Annotated in this window: 14 protein-coding genes; 13 read left to right on the forward strand and 1 reads right to left on the reverse strand. The window is 62.7% G+C overall.

Annotated elements, in window-relative coordinates; all coding sequences use genetic code 11:
• Positions 1-247: 247 nt before the first annotated feature.
• From glnE to DBR46_RS06670, 8 genes are all read left to right on the forward strand, one after another.
• A complete protein-coding gene (glnE, locus tag DBR46_RS06630; protein ID WP_124525500.1) occupies positions 248-3187 on the forward strand; it encodes a bifunctional [glutamate--ammonia ligase]-adenylyl-L-tyrosine phosphorylase/[glutamate--ammonia-ligase] adenylyltransferase in 2940 nt (979 codons plus the stop codon).
• Between the two features lie 197 nt (positions 3188-3384).
• Positions 3385-4419 (forward strand): lipopolysaccharide heptosyltransferase II, encoded by a 1035-nt coding sequence (gene waaF / locus DBR46_RS06640; RefSeq protein ID WP_124525502.1) that lies wholly within the window; start codon positions 3385-3387, stop codon positions 4417-4419.
• 1 nt (position 4420) lies between these two features.
• On the forward strand, positions 4421-5482 hold the full coding sequence (waaC, locus tag DBR46_RS06645) for a lipopolysaccharide heptosyltransferase I (RefSeq protein WP_124525503.1): 1062 nt from the start codon (positions 4421-4423) through the stop codon (positions 5480-5482).
• Positions 5482-6606, forward strand: a complete 1125-nt coding sequence (locus DBR46_RS06650; protein WP_124525504.1) for a glycosyltransferase family 4 protein — start codon at positions 5482-5484, stop codon at positions 6604-6606. The genes waaC and DBR46_RS06650 overlap by 1 nt, the downstream gene beginning before the upstream one ends.
• Positions 6603-7409, forward strand: a complete 807-nt coding sequence (gene rfaP / locus DBR46_RS06655; protein ID WP_124525505.1) for a lipopolysaccharide core heptose(I) kinase RfaP — start codon at positions 6603-6605, stop codon at positions 7407-7409. Before DBR46_RS06650 ends, rfaP begins: the two co-directional genes overlap by 4 nt.
• Positions 7409-8143, forward strand: a complete 735-nt coding sequence (locus DBR46_RS06660) for a lipopolysaccharide kinase InaA family protein (protein ID WP_124525506.1) — start codon at positions 7409-7411, stop codon at positions 8141-8143. Before rfaP ends, DBR46_RS06660 begins: the two co-directional genes overlap by 1 nt.
• Positions 8140-8892 (forward strand): lipopolysaccharide kinase InaA family protein, encoded by a 753-nt coding sequence (locus tag DBR46_RS06665; protein ID WP_124525507.1) that lies wholly within the window; start codon positions 8140-8142, stop codon positions 8890-8892. Before DBR46_RS06660 ends, DBR46_RS06665 begins: the two co-directional genes overlap by 4 nt.
• Positions 8892-10331 (forward strand): lipopolysaccharide kinase InaA family protein, encoded by a 1440-nt coding sequence (locus DBR46_RS06670; protein ID WP_124525508.1) that lies wholly within the window; start codon positions 8892-8894, stop codon positions 10329-10331. Before DBR46_RS06665 ends, DBR46_RS06670 begins: the two co-directional genes overlap by 1 nt.
• Before the next feature lie 128 nt (positions 10332-10459).
• Here the strand turns inward: DBR46_RS06670 and DBR46_RS06675 are convergent, their stop codons facing one another.
• Positions 10460-12565 carry a TonB-dependent receptor gene (locus DBR46_RS06675; protein ID WP_124525509.1) on the reverse strand — a complete coding sequence of 702 codons (2106 nt, stop codon included), beginning with the start codon at positions 12563-12565 and terminating at the stop codon, positions 10460-10462.
• A 196-nt stretch (positions 12566-12761) separates the two neighbouring features.
• Here DBR46_RS06675 and DBR46_RS06680 point away from each other — a divergent pair, with 196 nt between their 5' ends.
• The 5 genes from DBR46_RS06680 (at position 12762) to DBR46_RS06700 (ending at position 18398) form a co-directional block, all read left to right on the forward strand.
• Positions 12762-13118 (forward strand): YceK/YidQ family lipoprotein, encoded by a 357-nt coding sequence (locus DBR46_RS06680; protein WP_124525510.1) that lies wholly within the window; start codon positions 12762-12764, stop codon positions 13116-13118.
• Between the two features lie 142 nt (positions 13119-13260).
• Complete coding sequence (locus tag DBR46_RS06685; RefSeq protein ID WP_124525511.1) at positions 13261-15018, forward strand: carbamoyltransferase; 1758 nt, start codon at positions 13261-13263, stop codon at positions 15016-15018.
• Positions 15002-16132 carry a glycosyltransferase gene (locus tag DBR46_RS06690; RefSeq protein ID WP_124525512.1) on the forward strand — a complete coding sequence of 377 codons (1131 nt, stop codon included), beginning with the start codon at positions 15002-15004 and terminating at the stop codon, positions 16130-16132. The genes DBR46_RS06685 and DBR46_RS06690 overlap by 17 nt, the downstream gene beginning before the upstream one ends.
• Positions 16132-17028, forward strand: coding sequence for a GNAT family N-acetyltransferase (locus tag DBR46_RS06695; RefSeq protein WP_124525513.1), 897 nt, complete (start codon positions 16132-16134; stop codon positions 17026-17028). Before DBR46_RS06690 ends, DBR46_RS06695 begins: the two co-directional genes overlap by 1 nt.
• Positions 17025-18398 carry a PIG-L deacetylase family protein gene (locus DBR46_RS06700; RefSeq protein WP_124525514.1) on the forward strand — a complete coding sequence of 458 codons (1374 nt, stop codon included), beginning with the start codon at positions 17025-17027 and terminating at the stop codon, positions 18396-18398. The genes DBR46_RS06695 and DBR46_RS06700 overlap by 4 nt, the downstream gene beginning before the upstream one ends.
• Positions 18399-18409 lie beyond the last annotated feature (11 nt).

Here is an 18409-nt window from a genome sequence, read left to right on the forward strand (position 1 = left end):
ATTTCAGCCTTTCGAATGTATATACGAGTAGTAAAACTACACAAGACTGAGCGTATGGCTCGGTCTGGCTGGTGAGCATAATCGTTAATGTTGATCTTTTGCAGACAAGAAAAGGTAGAAGTTTAATGTTGCCTGCCAAGAAGTACGAATTTTCAGCTATTTATAACCTTTGTTCGACAGTCCATCGCCGCGCCGGGTTCTTGCCGTCATCACAACAAGCCAAATACGCGCCGATCAAGGATAGACCATGAGCCTTCCAACGCTGGCCAAACTACCGGCCATCCTCCTGCCTTACGCCAGCCGGGCCGAGCAGTCATTTCGTGACGCCGTAGCCACGCTGGGCGACGATCATGGCCTTTCTGCGTGGTCGCCGCAACGGTGGGCCGACTTCGCCCGCGTGTGTGCGGCCAGTGATTTTGTCATTCAACAGAGCGTTCGTGACCCTTTGATGTTGCTGGAGCTCGTGGCCTGGGGCGAGCTGGACCGGGGTTTCGCCCCCGGCGAGCTGTGCGGGCAGATTGCTGGCGCGGTGCAACAGGTCGAAACAGAAGATGAGCTGGGCCGCGTGCTGCGCCGCCAGCGCACTCGCCAGCAAGTGCGCATTATCTGGCGCGACCTGACCCGCCAGGCTGACCTGGTGCAAACCTGCCGCGACCTGTCCGACATGGCCGACGCCAGCATCGACCAGGCTTACCAGTGGCTGTACCAGCGCCACTGCGCCCAGTTCGGCACGCCCACCGGCCGGCGCAGCGGCGAGCCGCAGCAGATGGTCATCCTCGGCATGGGCAAGCTCGGCGCGGTGGAGCTGAACCTGTCGTCGGATATCGACCTGATCTTCGCTTACCCCGAAGGCGGCGAAACCGTGGGTGTGAAGCGGGCGCTGGATAACCAGGAATTTTTCATTCGTCTTGGTCAAAAATTGATCAAGGCCCTCGATCCCATGACCGTCGATGGGTTTGTGTTCCGCGTCGATATGCGCCTGCGGCCTTACGGTTCGTCCGGCTCGCTGGTGCTCAGCTTCAATGCGCTGGAACAGTATTACCAGGATCAGGGCCGCGACTGGGAACGCTACGCCATGATCAAGGCGCGGGTGGTCGCGGGTGACCAGGTCGCCGGTGCGCAACTGCTCGACATGCTGCGCCCGTTTGTCTACCGCCGTTACCTGGACTTCTCCGCCATCGAAGCGCTGCGCACCATGAAGCAGTTGATCCAGCAGGAAGTGCGGCGCAAAGGCATGGCCGACAATATCAAGCTGGGCTCGGGTGGCATCCGCGAGGTGGAATTTATCGCTCAGGCGTTCCAGTTGATCCACGGCGGCCGCGACCTCAGCCTGCAACAACGTCCGCTGCTCAAGGTGCTCGGCACCCTGGAAGGCCAGGGCTACTTGCCACCGGCGGTGATCGCAGAGTTGCGCGATGGCTACGAATTCCTGCGATACACCGAACATGCCATCCAGGCGATTGCCGACCGCCAGACGCAAATGCTCCCGGACACCCCGGAAGACCAGGCACGCATTGCCTTTATGCTGGGCTTTGATGACTGGGCCGCGTTCCACGAGCGCTTGATGTACTGGCGCGGCCGGGTGGATTGGCACTTCCGCCAGGTTATCGCCGACCCAGATGAAGAAGAGGGCGAAGAAAGCGAATTGGTCGTGGGGGGCGAGTGGTTGCCGCTGTGGGAAGAATCCCAAGATGAAGAGGCCGCCTGTCGGCAGCTGGCCGAAGGCGGTTTCAGTGACGCCGCCAAGGCCCTCAAAGCCCTGGCTGGCCTGCGCAACAGCCCGCAATTACGTGCCATGCAACGCCTCGGTCGCGAGCGCCTGGATGCGTTTATCCCGCGCCTGCTGGCCCAGGCGGTCGAACACGCCAATCCGGACCTGGTCCTGGAGCGTGTATTGCCGCTGGTGGAGGCCGTCGCGCGGCGTTCCGCTTATCTGGTGCTGCTCACGGAAAACCCCGACGCCCTGCGTCGCCTGTTGACCCTGTGCGCCGCCAGCCCGTGGATCGCCGAGCAAATCACCCGCTTCCCGCTGCTGCTCGATGAATTGCTCAACGAAGGCCGCCTGTTCAAGCCGCCTCTGGCGCCGGAACTCGCCGCCGAACTGCGCGAGCGCCTCACGCGTATCCCCGAGGACGACCTTGAGCAGCAGATGGAAGCCCTGCGCCACTTCAAACTGGCTCACCGCCTGCGCGTCGCCGCCTCGGAAATCGCCGGCAGCCTGCCGTTGATGAAAGTCAGCGATTACCTGACCTGGCTCGCCGAAGCCATCCTTGAGCAAGTGCTGGCCCTGGCCTGGCGCCAGACCGTGGCCCGCCATGGCTCGCCGCAGCGTGTGGATGGCACCCTGTGCGATCCTGGGTTCATCATTGTCGGTTATGGCAAAGTCGGCGGCATCGAGCTGGGGCATGGTTCGGACCTGGACCTGGTGTTTATCCACGACGGCGATCCGCAGGCCGAGACCGACGGCGCCAAGCCGATTGATGGCGCGCAGTTCTTCACGCGCCTGGGCCAGCGCATCATTCACCTGCTGACCACCCAGACCAACTCCGGGCAGTTATATGAAGTGGACATGCGCCTGCGACCTTCCGGCGCCTCCGGGCTGTTGGTCAGTTCACTGGGAGCCTTCGAGCGCTATCAGGAAAATGAAGCCTGGACCTGGGAACATCAGGCCCTGATCCGCGCGCGGGTGTTGGTGGGCAGCCAGGATGTGGGCCATGCGTTCGAACAGGTACGGGCCAAAGTGCTCGGGCGTGATCGCGACCTGGCCACGCTGCGCCAGGAGGTCAGCGAGATGCGCGCCAAGATGCGTGACAACCTCGGCACCAAGGGCACGACGGCCGGCACCGGCGCCAATGCCTTCGAAGCCACGGTGCTGTTCGACCTCAAGCAGGACGCCGGAGGTATCGTCGATATTGAATTTATGGTGCAATACGCGGCTTTGGCGTGGTCTGCGCAACATCCATCGTTGCTGCGCTACACCGACAATATCCGCATTCTGGAAGGCCTGGAGCAGGTGGGCTTGATGCCCGCGGCCGATGCCCATCTGCTGCGCGAGGTGTATAAGGCCTACCGTTCCGCCGCGCACCGCCAGGCCTTGCAAAACGAGGCCGGCACGGTTGCCGGGGATCAGTTCGCCGACGAACGGCGCCAGGTGATGCGAATCTGGAAAGAACTGGGGTTAAGCTGATTAATCGAGTGACGCCAATCTAATGTGGAAATCGGCTTTATGTGGGAGCGGGCTTGCTCGCGAAGCAGGCGCTGCGGTCTGTCTGCCAGACCGCGGTGATGCTTTCGCGAGCAAGCCCGCTCCCACAAAAAGCGCGACCTACAGTAATTATCGAGGCGGGGAGGCATAAGCCTCCCCGCATCGTTTGTGGAAACTACATGAATATTCTGATCGTTGGGCCCAGTTGGGTCGGTGACATGGTGATGGCGCAGACACTGTTCCAGTGCCTGAAACAACGTCATCCCGACTGCCAGATCGACGTGCTCGCCCCTGAGTGGAGCCGTCCGATCCTCGAACGCATGCCCGAAGTGCGCGCGGCCTTGAGCTTTCCGCTCGGCCACGGTGCCCTGGAGCTGGCGACCCGTCGGCGCATCGGCAAATCCCTGGCCGGCCAGTATGACCAGGCCATCCTGCTGCCCAACTCGCTGAAGTCGGCGCTGGTGCCGTATTTTGCCGGCATCCCCAAGCGCACTGGCTGGCGCGGCGAGTTCCGCTACGTGCTGCTCAATGACGTGCGCACGCTGGACAAGGCCCGTTACCCGCTGATGATCGAACGCTTCATGGCCCTGGCGTATGAGCCGGGGGCCGAGTTGCCCAAGCCGTATCCGCGCCCGAGCCTGCAGATCGACCCGGTGAGCCGCGATGCCGCCCTGGCCAAGTTCGGCCTGAGCCTGGATCGCCCGGTCCTGGCCCTGTGCCCTGGCGCCGAGTTTGGCGAGTCCAAGCGCTGGCCGTCGGAGCATTACGCCAAGGTCGCCGAGATGAAAATCCGCGAAGGCTGGCAGGTGTGGCTGTTTGGTTCGAAGAAGGATCACCCGGTGGGCGAAGACATTCGCCAGCGCCTGATCCCCGGCCTGCGCGAAGAGGCGGTGAACCTCAGTGGCGATACGTCGCTGGCCGAGGCCATCGACCTGTTGTCCTGCGCTGATTCGGTGGTGTCCAACGACTCTGGTCTGATGCACGTCGCGGCGGCGCTGAACCGCCCGTTGGTGGCGGTGTATGGCTCCACGTCGCCGGGTTTCACCCCGCCGCTGGCCGACAAGGTTGAAGTGGTGCGCCTGGGTCTGGATTGCAGCCCATGTTTTGATCGTACTTGCCGTTTCGGCCACTACAACTGCATGCGCCAGTTGCTGCCGCAGCCGGTCAACGAAGCCTTGCAGCGGTTGCAAGGCTCTGTGGTCGAGGTCCGATAGTTTGCGCGTCCTGGTAATCAAGACCTCATCCCTGGGCGACGTGATCCACGCCTTGCCGGCACTCACTGATGCCGCGCGGGCGATCCCCGGCATTCAATTCGACTGGGTGGTAGAAGAAGGCTTCGCCGAGATTCCCACCTGGCACCCGGCGGTCGACAAGGTGATCCCGGTGGCGATTCGCCGCTGGCGCAAAAACATCTGGCAGACCATCAAGAGTGGCGAGTGGCGGCGCTTCAAGCAGCGTGTCCAAGCGACCAAATATGACCTGGTAATCGACGCCCAAGGCCTGCTGAAAAGCGCCTGGCTGACTCGCTACGTGCGCGCGCCCGTGGCCGGGTTCGACAAAAACTCCGCCCGTGAGCCGATGGCCGCGCGCTTCTACTCCCGACGTCTGGCCGTGGCCCGTGGCCAACACGCGGTGGAGCGCCTGCGCCAACTGTTTGCCGTGGCCCTCGGTTATGACCTGCCCAAGGGCCTGGGAGACTATGGCCTGAGCGTTGAAAAACTGCTTGGCCTGCCGCCGAAAAAGCCCTTCGTCCTGCTGCTGCACGGCACCACCTGGGACACCAAGCATTGGCCCGAAGCTTACTGGCGCGAGCTGGCCGAGCGCATGGGCCGCTTGGGTGTGGACGTGAAGCTGCCGTGGGGCAACGCCGCTGAAAAAGCCCGCGCCGACCGCCTGGCCCACGGCTTGACGAACGCCGAAGTGCTGCCCAAGCTGAACCTGGCCGGCGTCGCCCGCGTGCTGGCCGGCGCTCGCGCCTGTGTGGCGGTGGACACCGGCCTCGGTCACCTGGCCGCCGCGCTGGATGTGCCGACCATTTCCCTGTTCGGCCCCACCAACCCGGGCCTGACCGGCGCTTATGGCAAGGGCCAGATTCACCTGGGCAGCGACTTCCCCTGCGCGCCCTGCCTGCAAAAGCAATGTACCTATCAACCGACGGCCGACGACCTGCGTCGGTTCGACCTCAAGCGCGAGTCGCCCCTGTGCTTCACGCGCCTGAACCCTGAGCGTGTGGCCAGCCGACTGAGCACGTTGTTATTGGCTGAGGAGCTGCACTGATGCAACTGGCTTTCGTTTTGTACAAATACTTCCCCTTCGGTGGCTTGCAGCGCGACTTTATGCGCATCGCCCTGGAGTGCCAGCAGCGCGGCCATAAAATCCGCGTGTACACGCTGATCTGGGAAGGCGACATCCCGCCCGGCTTCGAAGTGCTGGTGGCGCCGGTCAAGGCGTTCTTCAACCATCGGCGCAACGAGAAACTCAGCGCCTGGATGGAAGCGGACCTGGCCAAGCGCCCGGTGGATCGCCTGATCGGCTTCAACAAAATGCCCGGCCTGGACGTGTACTACGCCGCCGACGGCTGCTTCGAAGACAAGGCACAAAACCTGCGCCATTCGCTGTACCGCTATTTTGGCCGCTACAAGCACTTCGCCGAGTACGAGCGTGCAGTGTTTGCCAAGGACGCCAAGACCGAAATCCTGATGATTTCCGAAGTGCAGCAGCCGCTGTTCATCAAACATTACGACACGCCGCTGGAACGCTTCCACCTGCTGCCGCCGGGCATTGCCCAGGACCGTCGTGCACCGCCGAATGCGGCTGAAATCCGCGAAGGCTTTCGCAAGGAATTCAACCTCGGTGACGACGACCTGCTGCTGGTGCAGATCGGTTCCGGCTTCAAGACCAAGGGCGTTGATCGCAGCCTCAAGGCTGTGGCCGCACTGCCGGCAGAGCTGAAAAAACGCACGCGCCTGTTTGTAATCGGCCAGGACGACCCCAAGGTATTCCAACTGCAAAGCGCCACGCTGGGGCTGGGGGACAACGTGCAGTTCCTCAAGGGCCGCAGCGACATCCCGCGCTTCCTGCTGGGCGCCGATCTGTTGATCCACCCGGCGTACAACGAAAACACCGGCACCGTATTGCTCGAAGCCCTGGTGGCCGGGCTGCCGGTGCTGGTCTCGGCGGTATGTGGTTATGCCCATTACATCGCCGAAGCCGATTGCGGCCTGGTGCTGGATGAGCCGTTCGAACAAGCACAGCTCAACCGCTACCTGACGCAAATGATCAGCGACACTGCACAGCGCGCGGCCTGGGGCCGCAATGGGTTGGCCTTTGCCGAGACGGCCGACCTCTACAGCATGCCGCAGCACGCTGCGGATGTGATTCTGGCGGAGCCGAAACGATGAAGTTGATTCTTGCCGAACCGTTCAAGACGTTGTGGGCCGGGCGTGACGCCTTTGCCGAAGTCGAGAAGCTGCAAGGCGAAGTATTCCGTGAGCTGGCGGCGCGGCGCACATTGCGCACCGTGGTTGAGGGCCGTCCGTATTTCGTGAAGATCCACCGTGGCATCGGCTGGGGTGAGATCTTCAAGAACCTGATCACCGCCAAGCTGCCAGTGCTCGGCGCGGGCCTGGAGTGGGCGGCGATCCATCGCCTGCAAGCCCTCGGCGTGCCTACCATGACCGGCGTGGCGTTTGGCGAGAAGGGCAGCAATCCGGCGGACCAGCACTCGTTCATCATCACCGAAGAGCTGGCGCCCACCGTCAGCCTGGAAGACCTGACAGTCAACTGGGTGGCCGAACCGCCGGCACCGGCGCTGCGCCATGCGCTCACCGCCGAGCTGGCGCGCATGGTCGGCGATATGCACCGGGGCGGCGTGAACCATCGCGACTGCTACCTGTGCCACTTCCTGCTGGACACTGCAAAACCCATCGACGCAAAAGACATCAAGCTGTCGGTGATCGACCTGCACCGCGCCCAATTGCGTAACCACTTGCCGCTGCGCTGGCGCGACAAGGACTTGTCCGCGCTGTATTACTCGGCGCTGGAAATCGGCCTGACCCGGCGTGACAAGTTGCGCTTCCTCAAGGGCTACTTCCGCCAGCCGCTGCGCCAGATCCTCGCCGAGCAATCGGCGTCCCTGAGCCTGATGCAGCGCAAGGCCGACAAGCTCTACGCGCGCAAGCAACGTTACGGGGATGCGATCTGATGGCGGGTTGGAACCTGGAACCGGCCTACGCCAACCTGGCGGATGATTTTGGCAGCCTTGAGGCGGTATTCGCCCTGCAAGGCGAGCAACTGACCCACGACCCGCTGTCGGAAGTGATCCGCGTCGAGCGCGGCGGGGTCAATTACTACGTCAAGCGCTACACCGGTGCCGGCAAGGGCTTGCGCCGCTACCTGGGCAAGCCGCGGGTCAAGTCCGAATGGCAGAACCTCAAGCGCTTCGCCAAGTGGGGCATTCCCACCGCCGACGTGATCGCCTGGGGCCTGGAGCGCAACGGCCTGGCGTACGACCGGGGCGCGATGATCACCCGTGAGCTGCCGCGCACCGAAGACCTGTCGGTGCTCGCCGAGCGCGACGATGCACGCCTGCACGATCCGAAGTGGGTCGACGCGGTCAGCCGCCAGCTCGCCGAATACACGCGCACCATGCACGATCACCGCTTCACCCATAACGACTTGAAGTGGCGCAACCTGCTGATCGACGACCAGCAGACCCTGTACCTGATCGATTGCCCGAACGGCGATTTCTGGCGCGGGTTCTGGCTCAAGTACCGCATCACCAAGGACCTGGCCTGTCTCGACAAGGTGGCCAAATATCACCTGTCGGCCACCCAGCGCCTGCGTTTCTACATGCAATACCGCCAGCGGCGTCACCTGAGCGCCTCGGACAAACGGCGGATTCGCCACGTGGTGAAGTTTTTTGAGGGGCGCGAATGACTGACTTCCTGGCGGCTGAAGACCGTGCGCTGCTGGAGCGCCACGGCCTGGCCACATTCGATGCGCTGTGGGCCAAGCAGCTGGACGCGGTGGACGAACCAAACACCAGTCGCGGCGGCTGGAGCAGCGTGTTTCGCCTGGAGCTCGACGGCCATGGTTATTGCCTCAAGCGCCAGAGCAACTACCTGACGCGTAGCCTGCACCGACCGTTTGGCGAACCGAGTTTCTCCCGCGAATTCCGCAATATCAGCCGTTACCGCAAGCTCGGCATCCCGGCGTTGCAGGCCGCGTTCTACGGCGAGCGCAAGGTGGCTGGTGAGCATCGCGCGATGCTGCTGACCCGCGCGCTCGACGGCTGGAATGACCTGGATTCATTGCTCGACGAGTGGCCGCAACTGAGCGATGCCCAGCACGCTGCGATCCTGCTGGCTTGCGGCCAACTGGCGCGTCGGTTGCACAGTGTCGGCCAGGTGCACGGCTGTTTTTATCCGAAGCATATTTTCCTGCAGGCCACCGGCGACGGTTACGCCGCGCAGTTGATCGACCTGGAAAAAACCCGCCCGCTGCTGTTCGGCTGGCGTGATCGGGTCAAGGATTTGGAGCCGCTGTTGCGCCGCGCACCACAATGGTCTGATGCGCAGGTGCGCCAATTGTTGGCGGCGTACCTCGATCAACCCGAGGACAGTGCGCTGGTTGCCACGTGGTACCAGCGCCTGAGCGCCCGTCGTAGCCACAAGGAAAACCGTTGATGCGTTTGTCCGAGCTGAAAACTGCCGGCCGTACCCCCGACTTGCCCCTGACCATTGAACTGGCTGACGCGGCCGGCCCGGGCCAGTTGCAACTGCTCAGCCTGTTGCGTGTGTTGCCGGGCGAGCGCTACGTGGGCGCGGCGGTATGGCGCGGGCGCCCGGTGCTGGCCAAGTTGTTGGTGGGCAGCAAGGCGGCGCGGCATTTTCAGCGTGAACTGAGCGGCGTGCGCCTGCTCGCCGAGCAAGGCCTGACCACGCCGCAGTTGCTGGCCGATGGCTTGCAGGACGGCGAGGGCGGCTGGCTGCTCTTTGAGTTCATCGACGGTGCTGAAAGCCTGGCGGATGCCTGGCAGACCGTCGAAAGTTTGCCGCCGCTGGCCGACGAACAAACCGCCGTACTCGCCGAAGCCCTGGGCGCGATTGCGCAGATGCACGCCAAGGGCCTGTGGCAGGAAGACCTGCACCTGGACAACCTGCTGCGCCGGGACGGTAAGTTGTATTTGATCGACGGCGCGGGGATTCGCGTCGAAGAGGCGGGCAAGCCGCTGTCGCGCAATCGCGTGCTGGAAAACCTCGGGGTGTTTTTTGCCCAGTTGCCGAAAAACCTCGCGCCGTTTACCGAAGAGTTGCTGGTGTACTACCTGCTGAGCAACGGCGAACATGCCTTGCCGCTGGAGGCCCTGGAAAAACAGGTGCGCAAAGTCAGTGCGTGGCGGTTGAAGGACTTCTTGAGCAAGGTTGGCCGCGAGTGCACGCTGTTCAGCGTGTTGCGCGGGCCGTTTGCCTTGCGAGCGTTCCGTCGCGAAGAAGAGACTGCGATGCTGCCGGTCTTGGAGCGGGCCGATGCTTTGCTCGACCAGGGCCATCTGTTCAAGACTGGCGGCGCGGCCACCGTGGCCAAGGTCGACGTGGCGGGCCGCCCGTTGGTGATCAAGCGCTACAACATCAAGGGCTTTGCCCATTGGCTCAAACGCTTCTGGCGTCCGAGCCGGGCCTGGCACTCCTGGCGCGAAGGCAATCGCCTGGCATTCCTTGGCATCGCCACACCCAAGCCGCTGGCGGTGCTGGAAAAGCGTTTTTTCTGGCTGCGCAGCCGGGCTTACCTGATCACCGAGCACCTGGCTGGGCCGGACATCATCGAACGTTTTGCGCCTTACGTTGAGCAGGGCGACGCGCCGGAAAACGAACTGCTGGCCCTCGACAACCTGTTCGCCGAGCTGATCCGCGAGCGCATCAGCCATGGCGATTTCAAGGGGCACAACCTGTTTTGGGACAAGGACCGCTGGTCGCTGATCGACCTGGACGCCATGCGCCAACACAGCAGCGACGCCAGCTTCGCTCCGGCGTATGCCAAGGACCGTGCTCGGTTTATGCGGAACTGGGCGCAGGACTCGGCGTTGTACAAGCTGATTGATCAGCGGTTGCCCAAGCAGGTCTGATCCGGGCGGTCTTGCTCGGTCAAATGTGGGAGCGGGCTTGCTCGCGAAAGCGGAGTGTCAGTCACAGCAACTTTGACTGATCCACCGTATTCGCGAGCAAGCCCGCTCCCACATTTTTTTGTGCGTTTTCAGAAGGTGTATTCGGCACCGGCGCCGGCGTACCAAGAGCGGCCCGGTGCGGCTTCGTAGTAGCGGCTGTTGCCATCCCCGACGATCACCGAGCCGACGTACTGGCGGTCCAGCAGGTTGTCCAGGCGCAAGGTCTGGTGGAAGGTCCAGTGCTCGACCTTCTGCTCGAAACGCGCCCGCCAGTTGAACACGCTGTAGGCCGGTGCGGGGCGCTGGCTGTTGGTGTCTTCGACGTAGACCTTGCTGCGGTACATGCCTTCGATCGCGGTGCTGACCCAGTCGCGGGGCTTCCAGTTGAGTTCGGCGAACAGGGTGGTTTGCGGTACGCCGGGGAGGTAGTTGCCCTTCTCAATAGCCTTTCCGCTGTTGGTGAAGTCACTGTCGTAGGTGGCTTGCAGGCGGGTGTAGGCGAGGTTGGTGCTCCACTGTTCGCTGAGTTGGCTTTCGATGCCCAGTTCGAAGCCGCGGCGTAGGGTGCGGCCGGCGTTTTGGTAGGTGGTGCGACCGCCGCTGGATTGGCTGACTACCAATTCGTCTTCAGTAGTGATCTGGAATACTGCGGCATTGACGCGGGTGTCTTGGCCGACGCGGGCTTTCAAGCCCACTTCATATTGTGTGCTGACCGATGGCTTGAGCGCGAAGTTGAAACCGTTTGAGCTGTTGGAGTACGCCGATTCCGCTTGCGTCGGGGTCTCAAAGCCTTTGCCTGCGCTCACATACCCATGCAAGTCAGGCGTGAACGCGTACATCACGCTGACCGACGGGGTGTTCTTCTGGTAGGTCTTGCTGCCGCTGTCGTCGCCGTCGGTGCTGGTGACGAAGTGATCGTCTACGTCCATCTTCATGGTGCTGTGGCGCAGGCCGGCTTGCAGGGTCCAATCGCCCAGCAGCCAGTTGGCCTGCACGAACGGGTCGAGGCTGGTGGCGGTGTCGATTTCATCTCTGCCCAGAGCGCCTTTGATGCCGTGCACACCGTTGATGGTGTTGGAGTAGCCTTGGCGATCATCTTCGCTGCGGTCGTAGTCGAGGCCAGCGATCAAGGTCAGGTCGCCGGGAGCGCTGGTGATGGGTTGCAGCCAGTGGATGGAGCCGCCGTAGAACTTGCGATCAAAAGCCACCACGCCACCGCGAGCGTTGGCCGGGTTGGTTGCGCCGCTGGCAAACTTGTCTGGAATAGACAAGTACTGAATCACACTCCGCCGCCCCGTGTACGCATTCACTTGCAACGTCGCATCGCCGAAATAGCGCTCGTAATTTGTACCCAATTGCTGATGATCAATGCTTTTGCGCGTGTTGTACGTCAACGCGCCAGCAGCCACCGAGCGCGGATCTGCCTTGTACGCATCCCACGTCTGCCCCAGCGGATCCTGCGTCCCGTTCTGCTCCAGACTGCTGTAGATCAGCGCCAGCTTGCTGTCGTCGTCCGGCTGGAAGTTGAGCTTGGCAAACGTCTGGTCGCGCCGTGCGCTGCTATGGTCGCGGTAGCCGTCGGTGTCCATGCGCGAGGCGTCGAGCACGAAACCCGCGCCGTTGGCGGCGCCTTCGGCGGTCAGGTGGTTCTTGCTCATGCCATCGCTGCCCACCAGGGTTTCGGCGCCGATGCGCGGCGGGCCTTCGCCGTCGCGGGAGAACATCTGGATCACGCCGCCAGCATTGCTGCCGTACAGAGTGGCCGCCGGGCCGCGCAAGACTTCGATGCGCTCGGCGGTGTCGAGGTTGAACGTGGCCGCCTGGCCCTGGCCGTCGGGGGTGCTGGCGGGGATGCCGTCGGCGATCAGCTTGAGGCCGCGCACGCCAAACGCCGAGCGGGCGCCGAAGCCGCGAGAGGAAATTTGTAAGTCTTGTGCATAGTTCTGGCGGTTCTGCACCACCAGGCCGGGGACGCGGGACAGGACTTCGGAGGCATTGATACCGAGCTGGCCATCGCTGATCTGTTCGCGGCTGATGGCGTCCACTGAGTACGGCAGGTCAAACGTCGGGCTGGCGCTGCGCGAGCCGGTGACGACGCTGGGGTCGAGGACCAAGGCTGTGTCAGCTGCCTGGGCAATGTCGCACAGGGCGAACAGGCCGGGCAGCAGCAGGGCGAAAGGGGCGAGGGTTTTCATGAGTCGGCCGGAGTCCATGGCGTTTGGGAGTAAACGCGCAAAAAAGGCGCGAGTTTAATGACTCAAACGACTTTTATCATTTGAGATTCATCCTACGCTGCAAATCGACACCCGCACCCTGGGCTGCCGTGTTCGCCGATGTTAGCTTGGCAAGCTCCGTCGATGGTAATGGCCGAAGTATCAAAAGGAGTGGATCATGAGGATTGGGTCAAAAGTCTTGTGGTGCGTTGTGGCGTTGCTGCTTTCCGGTTGCGGGACGATCAACACCGTTTTTCGCCCTGACGCGGTCGCCAGTCAGAACCTCAAGGACTCGCGCAGCCACTGCGAGAGCGTGCCGCGCATTTATAGCGGGGTGGTCTATGGCTTTTGTACCCTCAATGGGGAGCCCAAACCTGAAAAAAGCCTGAGCGGTGTAAGCCTGTCGGACCATGCAGACGGGCTTCTGCCTGTTGTCGCCATCGAATTCGTCGCCTCCGGCGTACTGGATACGCTGGTCCTGCCCTATACGATCTACCGCCAGAACAAGGACGGCAGCATCGAAATCTTCCGTTGACCGGTCTTGCCGCTTGCCGCTAACAGCTCCCCACTGCTTTTAAGCTATAATCCCGCCCTTTAGCTGTTTCCTGCCCAGGCGGGAAGCACACTTTTTCGCGGCGTAACCCGCCTGCATGCAGACTAAAAGAGGCTAGACCCCTGTGGCATTGACGATTCTTGGCCTGTCCGGCGCCCTTAGCCATGATCCTTCCGCAGCCTTGTATATCGACGGCAAGCTGATCGCGGCCGCCGAAGAAGAGCGTTTCGTGCGCGACAAACATGCAAAGAACCGCATGCCCTACGAATCGGCGAAGTTCTGCCTGGAGCAAGCCGGCATCAAGCCTTCCGACGTTGACGTAGTGGCGATCCCGTTCGCCCCGATCAGCCTGTTCGGCGAGGCGCGCTGGCACTACGCCAAGCGTTACTGGTACGCCCCGGACCGCGCCCTTGACGCGATCCTGATGGGCAACCGTCGCTACAAACGCTATCGCAACAAGATCGTCTGGTGCCTGGAGCAACTGGGCTTCGATCCGAAGAAAATCAAGATCGAACCGGTTGAGCACCACCTGGCCCACGCTTCCAGTGCCTACCACTGCTCCGGCTTCCAGGAGAAAACCGCGATTCTCGGCATCGACGGTAAAGGTGAGTACGCCACCACGTTCTTCGGCTACGGCGAGAACGGCAAGATCCACAAGATCAAAGAATTCTACGACCCAGACTCCCTCGGCGGCCTGTACGGCGCGATCACCGAGTTCCTCGGTTTCGAGATGCTCGACGGTGAGTTCAAGGTGATGGGCATGGCGCCGTACGGCGACGCCAGCAAATACGACTTCTCGCGCCTGGCCTCTTTTGAAAATGGCGAGCTGGTGATCAACACCGACTACGCCAACGTCATCGGCCTGCGTCGCTACAAAGAGAAGGGCAAGGGGTTCTACTTCTCGCCAAAACTGATCGAGTGGCTGGGTCCCAAGCGCGAAGGCGACATCGCCGACGAGCCGTACATCCACTACGCGGCCAGCATGCAGGCGCTGTTCGAGAAGCTGGCCTTGCAGATGATCGACCACTACCTGGGCGACATCCTCAAGGACACCGGCAAGCTGGCCTTCGCCGGCGGTTGCGCGCTGAACGTGAAGCTGAACCAGAAGATCATTGCCCGCGACGACGTCAAGGAACTGTTTGTGCAGCCGGCGTCCGGCGATGCCGGCACCGCCGTTGGCGCGGCGGCCTACGTGTCCCACGCCCGTGGTGTACCGGTAGAGAAGATGGAACACGTCTACCTCGGCCCGTCCTACAGCAACGAAGACGTGATTGCCGCGTGCGCCAAGCACGAGAGCAAGCCGGTATGGCGCAAGATCGAGAACATGCCTAAACGCATCGCCAAGATCATGGTCGACGGCAACCCGGTGGCCTGGTTCCAGGGCCGCATGGAGTTTGGCCCGCGTGCCTTGGGCGGTCGTTCGATCATCGGTTGCCCAAGCGCCACCGGCGTGGCTGACCGCATCAACCACCAGATCAAGTTCCGCGAACGCTGGAGGCCTTTCTGCCCGTCGATGCTCGACACCGTGGCCCCGCAGATGATCAAGGTCGATCACCCGGCGCCGTTCATGACCTTCACCTTTGAAGTGTCGGAAGAGTGGAAGACCCGCGTGCCGGAAGTGGTCCATGAAGATGGCACCTCCCGCGCCCAGGTGCTCAAGCGCGAGTACAACCCGCGCTACTACGACATGATGAAAGAGCTGGAAGTGCTGACCGGCAACGGCGTGTCCCTGAACACCTCGCTCAACCGTCGTGGCGAAGCGATGATCTGCTCGCCGAAAGACGCGCTGGACATGTTCTTCGGTTCGGACCTGCAATACCTGATCATGGAAGACATCCTGGTGGTCAAGGACGGCGTGGACCCTTATGACACGCTCGGCTGATCGCCACGTCCTGCAGTTCTGCCACGGCTATGACGGGCCGTTCCTCGATTGTGCCCGTCAGTACGCCAGCCTGTTCGCAGGCTCTGGCTACAAGGTGACCACCGTGTTTCTCACCGGGGTCGCCGACCCTGAAGTCGCGGCCGGTTGCGCCTCCGATGAAGTGTTGTTCATGGAATTCAGCTCCAAGGCCATTCGTGGCCTCAAGCTGGGCGCCATCGCCGAGATGCGCAAGATTGCCGCCTCGCGCAATTTCAGCTTCTGCATCGCGCACCGCGCCAAGCCGATCTACGTCGCCTTGCTCGCCACGCGCTTGCAGGTGATTGGTGTGCACCACGCGTTTGGCGATTACCAGCGCCGTGGCCGCCGCCTGTTTGCGTCGATTTTCCGTAAGCGCTTGAGTCTGGTGGGGGTGTCCGACGCTGTGCGTGACGACATCCGCCGTTGCCTGCCGAGTTGGCCGGCGGCGCGTATCCAGACTTTGTACAACCGCATTGATGTCGAGGCCATGCAGGCCCTGCAAGTCTCGAAGGATGACGCGCGGGATGCCCTCGGGTTGTCGCCGGATGAATGGGTGGTCGGCAACGTCGGCCGCCTGCACCCGGACAAGGACCAGGCCACGCTGCTCAAGGGCTTCGCCCTGGCCTTGCCACAGTTGCCCGGCGAAAGCCGCCTGGCGATTCTCGGTACCGGCCGCCTGGAGCAGGACCTCAAGGAACTGGCCCGCGAGCTGGGGATTGCCGACAAGGTGCGGTTCCTCGGCCAGGTGCCGGATGCGCGCCGCTATTTCCGTGCATTTGACGTGTTTGCCCTGAGCTCCGACCACGAACCGTTCGGCATGGTGCTGCTGGAAGCCATGGCCGCTGGCGTACCGTTGCTGGCCACGGCCTGCGGTGGTGCCAAGGAAGTGGTCGAAGGCGTGGGCATCCTGTTTCCTTTCGGCGATGCCGAGCACCTGGCCCAAGGCCTGGGGCACCTGGCTGCGATGGATCAACAGCAGCAACGCCAGTGCGCCGAGATGATGCTGGAGCGCCTGCACGCGCGGTTCTCGGACCAGGCGGTGCGCGATGCTTTCTGGCAACTGCCACACGTTATTGAACTGACCGCGAGGGCTTGATGCTCAATCGATTCCAAGGCTGGCGCGAGCGTGGCTGGTCCGTCGTCGATGCGCCTGCCTACAGCGAGGCCTGGCAGCGTTTTGGCGGCAGCGTCGCGACGCATCCGCAGGTGATCGAACGCTTGGCCGGGCTGGCGGATATTCCGGTGCGTTACCTGGCGTGGGAACAGGCCGGTGAACTCAAGGCGTGCATTGCCACCTGGGGGCGCGACCTGGCCTTGTCCAAGGAAGTGCTCAAGCGCAGCGGCAAGAAAGGCCTGTTTGACCTAGGCAACGCCGAGGTGATCCTGCCGGCCGCCGCCGATGCGCAGGCGCCGCTGCGCCAGCGTGCGCGTTACCTGTCGACGCTCAACGAAGGCCGTTTCAGCGGCCTCAAGCCCCAGGCCGAGCAATTGGCCATGGCGCGTACCCCGGAAGAACTGTCGAAGAAATTTCGCTACAACCAGCGCCGCGAACTGCGCTTGCTGGAAGAGGCGGGCGGCGTGGTGCGGCCGGTCAGCGAGTTTTCCAGCGCTGAGCTGGCGCGTATCTACTGCGACCTGTTCCTGCGCCGCTGGGGCTTTACCGCCACGGGGGCCGAACGTCTGGCGGAAGTGATCGAGCTGCTGCGCGAGTGGCTGATCGGCTCGGTGATCTTCCTCAACGACGCGCCCATCGCGATCCAGTTGGTGTATCGCGTCGAATCGCCAGAGTGGATCAGCGTGGAATACGTCAACGGCGGGGTCGATCCTGAAACCCGCGCCTTCAGCCCTGGCAGCGTGCTGAGTTTTCTCAATACCCAAAGTGCCTGGGAACAGGCCCGTGAAGTCGGCAAGCCGCTGCGGTTTTCCTTCGGTCGCGCCGACCGTGAGTACAAGGACCGTTGGTGCAACCCTGTGCAGGTACTGTGCGTATGACCCGCAAACAGCAATTGCTCAAGCGCCATCGGCGCAACAAGCGCGTGGTGCTGATGGTCGGCGTATTGCTGCTGGTGGCGATCGGCGTCCTGGTGGCTTGGTGGTTGCCGTTGTTGTTGGCCGTGCTGGCCTGGGTCGCTCACGAAGCGTGGTTTGCCGACCACCTGTTTTACGCACCCAACGAAGACTATCAATACCGCTTCTCGGCCGATGCCGAGCTGGCCGGTGTGCGTCTGGAAAACGGGCGCTTGCTGCTCGACCAGCCGGTCGCCGCAGACGCCACGCTGGTGCTGGCGATCAACGTCAAAAGCACCTGGCTTGGGCGCTTTCTCGATCCGAGCATTGCACTGGGTGACGACCGCCAAACCTTCGAACGTGGCGTCAACGGTGTGCGTTACCTCAATCTCAGCGGTTTGGCGCTGAGCGAGTTGCAGCTGCGCGGTCGTCATTGTCGCCTGCTTGGCACGCCGCGCCTCTGGGCCTGGACCCAGCCGGATTACCGCACACAGCGCGTGATGGTCATCGCGCCCCACGCCGACGATGCCGAGCTGGCTGCTTTCGGGCTCTACAGCCAAGCCGAAAAACCCTGGATCGTTACCCTCACAGCGGGCGAAATCGAAGCCGAACACTATCAGCAGATGGGCCTGGACGCGGTCGAAGCCGCGCGTATCAAGGGCCGCCTGCGCGCCTGGGACAGCATCGCCGTGCCGCTGTGGGCCGGCGTGCCCCAAGCGCACTGCGTGCAACTGGGCTATTTTTGCCTGCAATTGCAGGCGATGCAGGCCGCGCCGGACCAGCCCTTCGCCTCCCGTGAAGCCGAGCTGAGCGATGTGCGGCCGTTCCGCCAATTCAACCCGTTCCCGCTGCCCGCGGATAGCGACGGCTTGCCGACCTGGAATAACCTGTTGGCCGACCTGCGAGCGGTGCTGTTGATGGCACGTCCGGAAGTGATCGTGCTGCCGTATTCGGCGCTGGACCCGCACCCCGATCACATCTGTGCGCAGAGCGCCGTCATGCAAGCCTTGCAAGGCCTGGAGTGGCAGCCGACCACGGTGTTGGGCTACGCCAACCATCTGCATGACAACGACCGCTGGCCCATGGGCGATGCGGGCAACGGCATTGCCTTGCCGCCGTTGTTCGATGCAACCCAGGAGCTGCATCCGTGCAGCCTGCCGCTGACGTTGGCGCAACAGCGCGACAAGGCCATGGCGTTGGGCATGATGCATGACCTGCAACCGGCACCGCCCTTCAAGCGGCGAGTCCGACGCCTCTTGCAGCGAGTACTGGCCGGGCGCGCGCGTTCGCCTTACGGGGAGAACGAGTTCTTCCGCAAGGCGGTGCGGCGACATGAGTTGTTCTGGCGTTTGTGACCTGTGAAAGG

It is taken from the genome of Pseudomonas sp. KBW05, from assembly GCF_003852405.1.
Lineage (GTDB): Bacteria > Pseudomonadota > Gammaproteobacteria > Pseudomonadales > Pseudomonadaceae > Aquipseudomonas.

Coding starts and splice junctions, on each gene's coding strand:
- glnE (WP_124525500.1), top strand. CDS start 248: ATGAGCCTTCCAACGCTGGCCAAACTACCGGCCATCCTCCTGCCTTAC.
- waaF (WP_124525502.1), top strand. CDS start 3,385: ATGAATATTCTGATCGTTGGGCCCAGTTGGGTCGGTGACATGGTGATG.
- DBR46_RS06650 (WP_124525504.1), top strand. CDS start 5,482: ATGCAACTGGCTTTCGTTTTGTACAAATACTTCCCCTTCGGTGGCTTG.
- rfaP (WP_124525505.1), top strand. CDS start 6,603: ATGAAGTTGATTCTTGCCGAACCGTTCAAGACGTTGTGGGCCGGGCGT.
- DBR46_RS06660 (WP_124525506.1), top strand. CDS start 7,409: ATGGCGGGTTGGAACCTGGAACCGGCCTACGCCAACCTGGCGGATGAT.
- DBR46_RS06665 (WP_124525507.1), top strand. CDS start 8,140: ATGACTGACTTCCTGGCGGCTGAAGACCGTGCGCTGCTGGAGCGCCAC.
- DBR46_RS06670 (WP_124525508.1), top strand. CDS start 8,892: ATGCGTTTGTCCGAGCTGAAAACTGCCGGCCGTACCCCCGACTTGCCC.
- DBR46_RS06675 (WP_124525509.1), bottom strand. CDS start 12,565: ATGAAAACCCTCGCCCCTTTCGCCCTGCTGCTGCCCGGCCTGTTCGCC.
- DBR46_RS06680 (WP_124525510.1), top strand. CDS start 12,762: ATGAGGATTGGGTCAAAAGTCTTGTGGTGCGTTGTGGCGTTGCTGCTT.
- DBR46_RS06690 (WP_124525512.1), top strand. CDS start 15,002: ATGACACGCTCGGCTGATCGCCACGTCCTGCAGTTCTGCCACGGCTAT.
- DBR46_RS06695 (WP_124525513.1), top strand. CDS start 16,132: ATGCTCAATCGATTCCAAGGCTGGCGCGAGCGTGGCTGGTCCGTCGTC.
- DBR46_RS06700 (WP_124525514.1), top strand. CDS start 17,025: ATGACCCGCAAACAGCAATTGCTCAAGCGCCATCGGCGCAACAAGCGC.